11 protein-coding genes are annotated in these 11,773 nt (G+C 61.3%); 5 read left to right on the top strand and 6 right to left on the bottom strand.

Translation table 11 applies throughout. The features are described 5' to 3' along the window. Positions 1 to 83 precede the first annotated feature (83 nt). Genes slmA through B9Z39_RS03500 form a run of 3 tightly spaced genes read right to left on the bottom strand, consistent with a single transcriptional unit; the run spans position 84 to position 2,500 of the window. Positions 84 to 725: a nucleoid occlusion factor SlmA gene (slmA, locus tag B9Z39_RS03510; protein WP_100148023.1), complete on the bottom strand. Its 642-nt coding sequence runs from the start codon at positions 723 to 725 to the stop codon at positions 84 to 86. Between the two features lie 15 nt (positions 726 to 740). Further along, positions 741 to 1,613: an acetylglutamate kinase gene (argB, locus tag B9Z39_RS03505; RefSeq protein ID WP_100148024.1), complete on the bottom strand. Its 873-nt coding sequence runs from the start codon at positions 1,611 to 1,613 to the stop codon at positions 741 to 743. Between the two features lie 17 nt (positions 1,614 to 1,630). Next, positions 1,631 to 2,500 (bottom strand): hypothetical protein, encoded by an 870-nt coding sequence (locus B9Z39_RS03500; RefSeq protein ID WP_108300730.1) that lies wholly within the window; start codon positions 2,498 to 2,500, stop codon positions 1,631 to 1,633. Positions 2,501 to 2,625: 125 nt separating this feature from the next. Between B9Z39_RS03500 and galE the strand changes: the two genes are divergently transcribed. The 5 genes from galE to B9Z39_RS03475 are packed head-to-tail and all read left to right on the top strand — an operon-like array spanning position 2,626 to position 9,557. Further along, entirely contained in the window at positions 2,626 to 3,648 is a 1,023-nt protein-coding gene (gene galE, locus B9Z39_RS03495) for a UDP-glucose 4-epimerase GalE (protein WP_108300729.1), read from the top strand. Further along, positions 3,645 to 6,374 carry a sugar transferase gene (locus B9Z39_RS17135; protein WP_233248907.1) on the top strand — a complete coding sequence of 910 codons (2,730 nt, stop codon included), beginning with the start codon at positions 3,645 to 3,647 and terminating at the stop codon, positions 6,372 to 6,374. Before galE ends, B9Z39_RS17135 begins: the two co-directional genes overlap by 4 nt. Positions 6,375 to 6,402: 28 nt before the next feature. Continuing rightward, complete coding sequence (locus B9Z39_RS03485) at positions 6,403 to 7,416, top strand: glycosyltransferase (RefSeq protein ID WP_146183271.1); 1,014 nt, start codon at positions 6,403 to 6,405, stop codon at positions 7,414 to 7,416. Further along, positions 7,410 to 8,318, top strand: coding sequence for a glycosyltransferase (locus B9Z39_RS03480; RefSeq protein WP_108300727.1), 909 nt, complete (start codon positions 7,410 to 7,412; stop codon positions 8,316 to 8,318). The genes B9Z39_RS03485 and B9Z39_RS03480 overlap by 7 nt, the downstream gene beginning before the upstream one ends. A gap of 6 nt (positions 8,319 to 8,324) precedes the next feature. Beyond that, positions 8,325 to 9,557, top strand: coding sequence for a hypothetical protein (locus B9Z39_RS03475; protein ID WP_100148029.1), 1,233 nt, complete (start codon positions 8,325 to 8,327; stop codon positions 9,555 to 9,557). A gap of 38 nt (positions 9,558 to 9,595) precedes the next feature. On the opposite strand, the gene B9Z39_RS03470 is transcribed toward B9Z39_RS03475, so the two are convergent. The 3 genes from B9Z39_RS03470 to rfbA are packed head-to-tail and all read right to left on the bottom strand — an operon-like array spanning position 9,596 to position 11,772. Then, complete coding sequence (locus tag B9Z39_RS03470; protein WP_108300726.1) at positions 9,596 to 10,342, bottom strand: methyltransferase domain-containing protein; 747 nt, start codon at positions 10,340 to 10,342, stop codon at positions 9,596 to 9,598. Next, positions 10,342 to 10,893, bottom strand: a complete 552-nt coding sequence (gene rfbC, locus B9Z39_RS03465) for a dTDP-4-dehydrorhamnose 3,5-epimerase (RefSeq protein ID WP_108300725.1) — start codon at positions 10,891 to 10,893, stop codon at positions 10,342 to 10,344. The genes B9Z39_RS03470 and rfbC overlap by 1 nt, the downstream gene beginning before the upstream one ends. Positions 10,894 to 10,896: 3 nt before the next feature. Further along, positions 10,897 to 11,772, bottom strand: coding sequence for a glucose-1-phosphate thymidylyltransferase RfbA (gene rfbA / locus B9Z39_RS03460; RefSeq protein WP_108300724.1), 876 nt, complete (start codon positions 11,770 to 11,772; stop codon positions 10,897 to 10,899). Between the last annotated feature and the right edge of the window lies 1 nt (position 11,773).

The following is an 11,773-nucleotide window of genomic DNA, read 5'->3' as shown; positions in this document are numbered from 1 at the left end:
GGGTTGCATGAGGTGCGGGCGGATTATGGCGCCTTGAGCGAGCGCCTCACTTCGCGTGGGCGACAAAGGCCGAGCACAGGCCGTCAAACCAACAGCGTGAGGGCAGCGTCCAAATGTTCCAGCGGTGAACGTTTGAAGCCCGAGCGCGCGAAGCGCTGCAAGTTGCCCAGGGCCAGCGCCACCAAGGCGGCGGCGCGCACTTGGGCGTCCACTGTGGGGGTGGGCGACTGACGCGCTTGGGCTGCAGCACGCAGCACTTGACGCAGGGCCGACTCAATGCGGTCAAACAACTGGTTCATGCGCTGATGCAAGCGCTCGTGTTCAAACACCAAAGCATCGCCCACCATGACGCGGGCCATACCCGGGTTCTTTTCGCCAAACTGCAACAACACGGTGACCATGCGTGCTGCCTTGTCGGCCCCGTCACCCTCGCGTTCTGCGATTTGGTTGATCAAGGTGAACAGGCTGCTTTCGATGAAATCAATCAGCCCTTCAAACATCTGCGCTTTGCTGGCAAAGTGGCGATACAGCGCCGCCTCGCTCACCTCTAATTTGGCCGCCAAAGAAGCGGTGGTGATGCGCTCGGCACCCGGCTGCTCCAGCATGCTCGCGAGGGTTTGCAAAATTTGCGCACGCCGCTCACCGGGCTTCATGCGCTTGCGGCTGACGCCCTCGGCAGAGGCATGGGTCGCATCAGAGTCGGGGACAGAAGCGGCGTCAGACATGGGCGGCCTTGATAGTTAGTGCGACCTAATCATGGTGCCGAAGGCCTGATCGGTCAAGATCTCCAGCAACATAGCGTGCGGCACCCGGCCATCGATGATGTGCACCGCATTCACACCGCTCTTGGCAGCATCCAGGGCGCCACTGATCTTGGGCAACATGCCGCCGCTGATGGTGCCGTCGGCACACAGCTCGTCAATGCGACGTGGTGTCAACTCGGGCAGCAACTGGCCTTGTTTGTCGAGCACGCCGGGAATGTTGGTGAGCATCAACAGCTTTTCAGCTTGCAGCACAGTGGCCAGCTTGGCGGCCACCACGTCGGCGTTGATGTTGTAGCTCTCGTTGCTTTCTCCAAAACCAATCGGACTGATCACGGGGATGAAAGCGTCGTCCTGCAAAGCTTTGACCACGCTGGGGTCGATGCTGACGATGTCGCCCACCTGGCCCACGTCGTAGGCTTTGCTGGGGTCTTGGCTGTCGTGCAACACCAGTTTGCGGGCGCGAATCATGGCACCGTCACGTCCGGTCAAGCCCACCGCCTTGCCACCCGCTTGGTTGATCAGGCCCACGATGTCTTGCTGCACTTCGCCACCCAGCACCCACTCCACCACTTCCATGGTTTCAGCGTCGGTCACGCGCATGCCCTGCACAAACTCGCCCTTTTTGCCCAAACGCTTGAGGGCCGTTTCAATTTGCGGACCCCCGCCGTGTACCACCACGGGGTTCATGCCCACCAGCTTGAGCAACACCACGTCTTCGGCAAACGCCTGTTGCAGCAAGGGGTCGGTCATGGCGTTACCGCCGTATTTGATGACCAAGGTCTTGCCGTGGAATTTGCGGATGTAGGGCAACGCCTGGGCCAGGATGTCGGCCGGGTTCAAAGTGCTCATGTCAAAAGCTCCGAAGGTCAGTCCATGTGATCGTCTTGGGGGGCGGCATTGGCGGCAGGCGCTTGTGGACCCAGCACCAAATCGCGCACCATTTCACGCAGCAGTTTTTTCTCTTGGAAACTCAGCGCACGTTCCAGCACGCGACGCACACCCAACAACAGTTGACGGTCCACCTCTTGTGGAATGCCACGGGTGTTGTGCAGTTCTTCGCGCAGCTCTTCGCGCAAGTCTTCAGGTTCGTCGGCCCACCAGGCTTGAATGACGGTGTTGAGTTGCTCACGCAGTTGCTCAGGGTCCATCGCAGGGGCAGCGTGCACCGCAGCGTTGCCATGGCGAGGTTGTGCGCCATCGCGCAGGTTTTGCGCACCCAACACCACGCGGTGGTCGGCTTGCGACAGCAAGCGTGCCCAACCCGGGTCATCACGCTGCAATTGGTTCATGTTGCGCGAGGCTTCATCGGCCAGCAAATGCACGGCCACGCCATGCAGCTGAGCTTCGTCGATCAAGCTGAGGAGGCGCTCGTCATCGCTGCCTACCAAAATGTGCTCGCAAGCTTGACGCTCAGCCAAGCGCTTGAGGTCAGCCCCCAACGCACGCAAGATGGACACACCACCGTCTTGGCTGTGCGGCAGCACGGCACGGCTGATTTGGGCGTCCACCACTTGGTCTTCAGCGCTGTCGCTGTACCAATAAATACGGCGCAAGTTCAGGTCCAGGCCGTTGTTCACCAACGCATGGCCCAACAAAGTGAGCAGGTGTTGACGGGTGTTGTCTTGAGCGGCTTCGGTTTGTCCCTGCAACCAGGCCAGAAAACGGGCGTCGATCAAGGCAATGCAAGATTCGGCGCTGTTGTGCGCGCCACCGTGGGAAGAGTGTTGACGTTTCATGAAATGACTAAAGGAAGAAAAAAGTAAAAAGGTAAAGCCAGCTTGTGGATGCACTAACTCTGCGCGTCCATAAGCTGGCTCTATTCTAGGACGCCCGACCAGGGACTGGCGACGATAATTGCGCCATGAATCATCCAATTTTGATCACTGGCGGCACCGGTTTCATTGGCTCGCACACTGCCGTCGTGTTGGCGCAAGCGGGTCAACCGGTGGTCATTTTGGACAACCTGTGCAACAGCAGCCCCAAAGTGCTGGACCGTTTGGCTCGTCTGGGCGTGCGCCCGCTAGAGTTTGTACAAGCCGACATCCGCGACGCACAAGCACTGGACGCTGTGTTTGCTCGCCACACCTTTACAGGGGTGGTGCACTTTGCCGGGCTCAAAGCCGTGGGGGAATCGGTGGCGCAACCCCTGCGCTACCTTGACAACAACGTCAGTGGCACCTTGAGCCTGCTGCAAGCCATGGACCGCGCCGACGTGCGCCGCATCGTGTTCAGCTCATCGGCCACGGTGTATGGCGACCCAGCCGTGGTGCCCATTCCCGAGACTGCCCCGCTCACTGCCACCAACCCTTATGGCCGCAGCAAGCTGATGTGCGAAGACGCCTTGCGTGAACTGCACGCTGCCGATCCACGTTGGCACATCGCCATCCTGCGCTATTTCAATCCCGTGGGTGCGCACGAAAGCGGCTTGCTGGGCGAAGCCCCCAACGGCATTCCCAACAACTTGATGCCCTACATCACCCAAGTCGCCCTGGGGCAACGGGACGCGCTGCAAATTTTCGGCAACGACTACCCCACCCCCGACGGCACCGGCGTGCGCGATTACCTGCATGTGATGGACCTCGCACAAGGCCATTTGGCCGCCTTGCAAGCCTTGGACACGCCCAAACTGCTGACCGTCAACCTGGGCACGGGCCAAGGTGTGAGCGTGCAGCAAATGGTGGACACCTTTGCACACGTCAACGGCGTGCCCATTGCACACCGCGTGGTGGCACGTCGCCCTGGGGATGTGGCCCAATGCTTGGCCGACCCCAGCCAAGCCAAAGCGCTGCTGAAGTGGAACACCCAACTCGGGCTGGAGCGCATGTGCGCCGACGCTTGGCGTTGGCAATCGATGAACCCACAAGGCTTTGACACCCCCCTATGAGCACACGCGACGACGGCACCTTGTCTTTGTTTGGCGACGAGCCTTTGCCCCCAGCCACACCTGCGCCCGAGACCAAAAAACCGCGCGTCAAACGCATCGCGCCTGAACCGACCGAGGCGCCGCCCGTGGTGGCTGACATCGCTCCTCCCTCTGCCACCGATTCAGCGCTGCAACCACGCCGCAACAGCCCTTGGGCCACCACCCACGCACCCACACCACCAATTGCCCACAAACCCCATGTGATGCTGGTCATCACCAAGGGAGAGTCCGGTGGCGCCCAAAGCCATGTGCAGGCCTTGTGCGAGGCCTTGCACACCCGGGTGAACTTCACGGTGGTCATTGGTGGCCCGCCCGAAGACTCGGTACTGGGCGAGCAGCTACTAGCCCTGGGCGTGCGCGTGTGCCCTATGCCCGCCATGGTGGAGTCCATGTTGCCCTGGCGCCTGTGGCCGGCCGTGCAGCAACTGATTGCGTTGATTGAAGCCAACCCACCAGACCTGATTCATGCCCACAGCGCCATGGCCGGACTGGCCGCACGCCTAGCCTGCCAGCGCACGGCGCGCCCCGTGGTCTACACCGTGCATGGCTTTGGGTTCAAAGCTGAAATTCCATGGCTGCGCCGTCACCTCGCCTCACTGGCCGAGCGTGCCTTGTCGGGCTGGACCACGCAAATGATTTGCGTCTCGGCCTTTGAGCGCGCCCTGGCCCACCAACTGCCCATCGCACAAGAACGCGTGCATGTGATTGCCAACGGCATTGCACGCTTGAGCACGACCAACACCGCGTCCGACGCGATGCCCCCCGCCGCCCCTGCTCTGGGTGAGCAAGAACACCTGCTGCCAAGCGCTCACGAGCGCGCGCTCCCGAACACGACAACGACGCCGCGCCTGATCATGGTGGCGCGCATGAAGTCGCCCAAGCGGCACGACCTGCTGCTGCGCGCCTTGGCCAAAGTGCGCGACTGGCTAGGCCATGAGTTGCCCGTCACCTTAGCGGGCGATGGCCCCTTGCTGAGCAAGCACCAAGCCCTGGCTCAGCAGTTGGGACTAGAACACATCACCTGGGCTGGCGATGTGAACCATGTGGCCGAGTTGTTGACGCAGCACGACGTGTTTGTGCTGCTGTCCGACCACGAAGGCATGCCCATCACCGTGCTCGAAGCCATGCGTGCTGGCCTGCCCGTGCTGGCCAGCGACTTGCCTGGACTGCGCGAGCAAGTGATGCACGGCCATGAAGGCCTGCTGGTGGCCAACACCGAACAAGCCGTGGCACACCAGTTGTTGCGCCTGGCACAAGACCCGGCCCTGCGCCAGCGCTTGGGACATGCAGCACAACAGCGCTTTGAAGCGCAGTTCACGCTGGGCGACATGGCCGAGCGCGTGATGGCGGTTTACCAACAGTGCTTGCACGAAGACTTTGCCACCTCGCGCCCGAGCACCACCTTGGGCTCCGCCTTGGTGTCGGCCACGGTGCGTCGCCGTGACGCGCTGCAAAGCTGGACACTTTGGGGCGCCTGGCTGCTGTTGCCCAGTTTGCTGTTGGCTCATGGTTTGGAAAACCTCGGCTGGGTGACCTACCAATTTGCCGACACCTTGTGGTGGTGCGCCCTGCCGTATGCGTTGGCGGCACAACTGCTGATGCGCGCCTCGCACTTGCCCTTGGCTGAACGCAGCGCTGTGCTGTGGGTGTCCACCTCGGCGCCGTTCCTCTTCACGCCCCTGGGCTTTGCACTGTTGCAACACCCCTACTCACGCGCCGCGGTGGTGTGGGCCTATGCAGCCACCACGCTGTGGCTGTGGTGGGGTTACCGTCGCCGCGTGGGGCAACGCGCGCTGCACCTGGTGCACCTGGACGCCAACATCCCCGAACAACTGACCCGCAGCCTGCAGCCGCAAGCGCTGGACCCACGCGCCATCAGCTTGCAAGCGTGGGATGTCGGCGCAACCGTCGCCCTGCCCGCGTGCGACGGCGTGGTGTTGGACCGCCATGTGCCCAACACGCCAGAGCGCACCCGACTGCTGAGCCAACTCAAGATGCAGCACCTGCGTCTCTACAGCGTCGAAGCCGTGGCCGAGCTGGTGAGTGGACGCAAGATGCTGCCTGCTGCCGCAGATGCGCTGTGGGAGATCGACAACGACCCCGGCTACGACCGCCTCAAGCGCTTGATCGACCTGAGCTTGGTGCTGCTGCTCGCCCCCCTGTGGTTGCCTTTGGCGCTGGCAGTCGGTGTGGCGGTGCGCTACGACTCGGCAGGCCCAGCGCTGTATTCGCAAACACGCATTGGCCGCTACGGCCAAGCCTTCAGACTGTGGAAGTTTCGCAGCATGGTGCATGGCGCGTCCGCGCCCGCCACACGCTTTGCACAGACCGATGACCCACGCATCACACGCGTGGGGCAGTTCATTCGCCGCACCCGGCTCGACGAGTTGCCGCAGCTGTGGAATGTGCTGTGGGGCCAGATGAGCTTGATCGGCCCTCGCCCTGAACAAGCGCCTTTTGTGCGCGACTTCGCCACCACCATCCCCAGCTACCCTTACCGACACCTGGTGCGCCCCGGCTTGACCGGCTGGGCCCAAGTGCAACACGGTTACGCCGACAGCGCCGACAGCACGCGCGTGAAACTCAGCTACGACCTGTACTACGTGGCGCACTACTCAATCGCACTGGACTTGTTGATCGCCGTCAAGACCGTGCGCACCGTGCTCACCGGCTTTGGTGCGCGATGAACACCGACGCTTCAAAGTGAGCCAGACCATGCGCCACGTGTTGATGTTGGAAGAACCTGGCTGGGGGGGCGTGGCCACCATGTGCCTGACCTTGCAACAGGCCTTGGGCGAAGCCAACTGGCAGATCACCGCCTTGCCCTGGCGTCAAACCCATTGGCCCACCCTGGTGCAAGCGGCCAAGCAACACGATGTGATTTTGGCCAGCCACAACTTTGGCCCCACCTACTGCGGCGCCGCCCTCAAAGCCCTGAGCGGCAAACCCCTGGTGAGCTGGGTGCATGGCCCATTGCAAGACGTGCTCAAAGAAGCCCGCGCCTCGGTGCTGAAAAAAACCTGGCTGCGCCTGCTCTACCGTCAGGTCGACCACTTTGTCTCGGTGTCACGCACGACCGAAAACTCGCTGCTGGGCTTTGTCAAACAACTCCATCGCACGCAGCGCAGCCACGTGGTGCCCAACGCCATGGCGCCCATGCCTGCGGGGCAGCCCATTCATGTGCACGCCGGCCATGGCGGAGAAAGCGGCATACCGCCGCTGCTGCTTGGCTATGTGGGGCGTTTGTCGGCCGAGAAGCGTCTAGGCTTGTTGCTCGACACCTTGCGCTTTTTGCCCGACGAGGCACAACTGGGTATCGTGGGTGACGGCCCCTTGCACCGCCACTTGGCCCACCAGGGCATGGACTTGCTGATGCAAGGCAGGTTGCATTTTTTGGGCAAACACCCCAGCGGCGCGAGCTTGTACACCCCATGGGAGATGACGCTGCTGACCTCTCGCTTTGAAGGCTGCCCCATGACCGCACTGGAATCGCTGGCCTGCGGTGTGCCCTGTGTGGCGCTGCCCATTCCCGCCCTGCGCGAGTTGTTTGACCGCGATGCGCCCTATCTGTTGGCACGTGGTGACGCGCCCGTGGCATTGGCCGAGGCGGTGATGACGGTGCTGAGTTTGCCGCCCGAACAAGTCAAGACCGACATGGCGCGCATCGTGGCCCGGCACAACCTGCCGGCATTCACCCAAGCTTGGCAAGAGGTGTTGCGCGCATGCTGATTCACTTTGTACGCAACGGCTCCGCTTACTTGCCAGAGCTCGATGCCTATGCCGCGTTTTTGCAAGACCGTGGTCACCAGGTGCAAGTGCACGACGACAGCACCAGTGTGCCCACCAGCGCATCGGTGGTGTGGTGGATATGTGGTCGTGTGCCCTACACAGAGGCGCATCGTTTGCGCCAGGCATTTCAGGTGCATGAATACGCGTCAGCCTCGGTGCCACCGCACGCATGGCTGAAAGACCAAATCAAACACTGGACCCAGCCCAAGCCTGATTTTCGGATTTACCAAAACGGCTGGGTGCGTGAGCGTTTGGGCTTTGGCGGGTCGGTGCCCAGCGCCTTGCGCGACATGGGCGTGGCCCAGCACTTCTTCGATGTGGCCCAGCGTCGCGACTTGCCCGCGCCTGAATTCGACTTGGTGTATTTGGGCGAGATGAACCGCTTATTGCCCTTTGTGCCCATGCTGCACAGCATTCACGCGGCAGGTCGACGCTTGTTGCTGATCGGTGACGTCCCTGACGCGTTGCAAGCACAGTTGCCTGCCTCGGTCACCTGCACGGGCCGTGTGCCACACACCCACGTGCCCGAACAGTTGCGCCGCGCACGGTTTGGCTTGAACCTGGTGAGCAATGTCGTGCCCTACAACCAGCAAACCTCCACAAAACTGTTGGAGTACTGCGCGGTAGGTTTGCCTGTGGTGAGCAACGACTACGCCTGGGTGCGCTACTTTGCGGCGCAACACCAAGGCAACTTCTTGCTGTTGCGTGCTGAGCTCAGCAGCTGGGAAACTAACTTTGGCGAAGCGCTCGACGTCTTTCCCTACGTGGTGCCTGACGTGCAAGCCTTGGCCTGGCCGCATGTGCTGGCCAAATTGCCACTCTGGCAACACCTGCTAGGTTGACAGCCCATGCAACAGCCTCGTTGGCGCCAACTGCCCTCATCTAGCCACACCGTGGCCTTGGCCAGCTTGGTGGCGTTTGGCACCCAGGTGGTGTTTGCGCTGCTCATGCTGCGCTTGTTCACGCCACAAGAGGTGGGTGAGTTTTCTCTATTGAGCCAGATCGGCTTTTTTTGGATGACGCTGGCCCTGGCCCAAGCCCCCTTGAGCTTGCTAGCCAATGCCCATGCGCCTGCAAACGATGCGCTGCGCAGCGCATGGCGAAGCAGTCTGCAACGCGGTCTGTGGTTGCTGCCCCTGGCCGCTGCTGCCGTGTGGCTCAGTGGCTTAAACGCCGGCTCAGCGTTGCTGTGGGTGCTGCTGTTAGCGGTGTGTCAAATGGCTTGGGTGTTGGCACAAAGCTTCACCCTGCGCGTGGGGACACGTTGGCAACAGGCCACCGTGCGCGTGGTGCCCCCTCTCACAGCGGCGCTGACGGCTCTGGGCGGCGCATGGATGGCCTGGTCTGGCCCAACCCTGGTGTGGTCGGCGGTGCTGGGCTACGCCGTGGGCGCAGCGTGGCTGGCACCTGCCTGGCAGGCCACGCCCGATGCGCATGCACAGCACCTGCCGCACATGCCCATCAACCCGGCCCCCGTCCACACACAGTCAGACCCGCGCAGCGCGCGCTTGCGTTTTGCGCACACGTTGAGTGACGCACTGCTGGCCACCTGCCTGGTTGTGGTGTGGCAACGGCTCTATGGCGCACAAGACACCGGTTGGTTGACCGCCTTGTTGCGCGTCTTGGGCTTTGTGCCAGCGCTGGTTCACATGGCCTGGGCCCAGGTGGTGCTGGCACAAGGTCATGCGCCACAGCACCTCCACCCTCGCCGCACGGCTGGACTGTTAGGTTTGGTCGCCGCGGCCTGCGTGGTTGGGCTGGGATGGGTGTGCACCTTGGCTCTTGAATGGCATTGGCTGGACACGCGCTGGACGGGCATTTGGATCTACATAGTGCCTGTGGCCGGATGGCAGGTTGGGGCCTGCCTGTTGGCGGCGTTCAGCCATCGCCCATTTCAAACCCACGCAGCCGTCCGCTATTCATGGGCGTGCATCGCGTTGACGTGTGTGCAAGCGGTGGTGTTGTGGGGGCCTGTGCTGGCGAGTTCAACACCAGATGCGGCACAGCACATCGTTACGTTTGCAAGCGTCAGCGGCTTGGGGTTGTTGGCTTTGACCGTGTGGGTGGCACGCTTGCGCTAAGAGCGATTGTGTTGGCCGGCTTGCGGGCATGGCATCGCTTAAACCCGATGGGTCAAACGCGCCGACACCACCAGGTTGTCGGCCCACACAGAACGCCACGCCACACACCTTGCAAATACACGCCCTTTGAGGGACGAGGCAGGTGCAATTTGCGCACAGATGGCATTGCAGCCAACATAGCCCGCACGCGCCAACACCTTCAGCACCGTGAATGGTGAGTACCAGCAGAGGTGGTCGGTGTTGATGCATTCCACACCATGCCAGGCATTCCAGAGGTTGCGCAAACTCAAACCATTGGGCACAGAAACCACCAAGGTGGCGCCTGGGGCGGTGTGGGCCACGCGCTGCAAGAACGCAATCGGGTTGTGAAGGTGTTCCATCACGTCAGGGAGCAACACATGGGTGGGCTGAAATTCATCCACCAGGCGCTGAAAAGCGGAATCAAAAATATCCAGGCAATGCAGGTCGGTGACGCCCAGCTGCGTGGCCAAGGCCACCGCATCGGCATTGATGTCCACGCCAACACATGCTGCGGCCACCTGCTGCACTTGGTCGTGCAGCCACACGCCTTGTTGCAACTTGTCGGCAATCAAGGGGGCATGGTCGGCAAACCCCAAATGCAACACGCGCCCGCCACGCACAGCATCGCACAACACCGCGTTGCGGCCTCGGGCGTCAAACGGCCAGGCGACGGGGAAACGGGCATCGGCGTCGAACGAAGCATCACGCAACAACGAGGCCCACTGACCCTCGGCGCGACTCTGCGATGCGTCTGGATGAGGCATCAAAAACTGGCGAAGAGGGTGGGCGCGTTGGCGTCTTTGGCGGCTAGCAGCGGTGGCGCAGACAACAGATGCAGCGGCCACTCGACGCCCACGTCTGGGTCGCTCCACAGCAAACTGCGCTCGAACTCCGGGTGGTAATAGTCGGTGGTTTTGTACAAAAACTCGGCGCTCTCGCTCGTCACCAAAAAACCATGGGCCAAACCTTCAGGCACCCACAGCTGACGTTTGTTCTCTGCCGACAACTCTAGGCCAAACCATTGGCCATAGGTTTTGGATTCGCGACGAATGTCGACCGCCACATCAAACACCGAGCCTTGCGTGACACGCACCAACTTGCCCTGCGGGTGCTGCACCTGGTAGTGCAAACCACGCAACACCCCTTGGCTCGACTTGCTGTGGTTGTCTTGCACAAAGGTTCGCTCTAAACCGGTGGCTTGCGCGAAGTCGCGTGCGTTGAAGCTCTCAAAAAAGAAGCCACGCGCATCGCCAAACACCTTGGGCTCCAAAATCAACACACCGTCAATGGGTGTGGGGGTCACTTGATAGGGCATGGCTTACTTCAACAAACTGAGCAAGTACTGGCCGTAACCATTTTTAGCCAAAGGTGCGGCCAACTTGCCGAGCTGCGCTGCATCGATCCAGTGCTGGGCAAAGGCAATTTCCTCAGGGCACGCCACCATCAAGCCCTGGCGTTTTTGCAAAGTGGCAATGAAGCTGGCTGCTTCCATCAGGCTTTCGTGTGTGCCCGTGTCGAGCCACGCATAACCACGGCCCATGATCTCCACGTTGAGTTGCCCTAACTCCAAGTAACGCTTGTTGACATCGGTGATTTCGAGTTCACCCCGGTGAGAAGGCTTCACGGCAGCAGCGATGTCGCACACCTGCTCGTCGTAAAAATACAGACCCGTCACCGCGTAGTTGGATTTGGGTTGCTTGGGTTTTTCTTCAATGCTCAAGGCACGAAACTGCGCATCAAACTCGACCACGCCATAACGCTCTGGGTCGTGCACGTGGTAGGCGAACACCGAGGCGCCGCTGCTGCGTTGGTCGGCCCGTTGCAATTGTTTGACCAAGTCGTGACCATAAAAGATGTTGTCGCCCAGCACCAGGGCGCTGGGGTGGTCTGCCGCAAAGTGTTTACCAATGATGAAGGCTTGGGCCAAACCATCGGGGCTGGGTTGCACCGCGTACTCGATGTGCATGCCCCACTGGCTGCCGTCACCCAGCAGCTCGGCGAAACGCGGCGTGTCTTGGGGGGTAGAAATCACCAACACCTCGCGAATGCCACTGAGCATGAGCGTAGCGAGTGGGTAATAAATCATCGGCTTGTCATACACCGGCATCAATTGTTTGCTGACCGCTTGTGTGACCGGGTACAGACGGGTGCCTGAGCCCCCTGCCAAGATGATGCCTTTTCTGTTTTTTTGCATG

Source organism: Limnohabitans sp. JirII-29, from assembly GCF_003063395.1.
In the GTDB taxonomy this organism is placed as follows: domain Bacteria; phylum Pseudomonadota; class Gammaproteobacteria; order Burkholderiales; family Burkholderiaceae_C; genus Limnohabitans.
The sequence above is the reverse complement of the archived record's forward strand: the minus strand, read 5'-3'. Positions and strand labels throughout refer to the sequence as shown.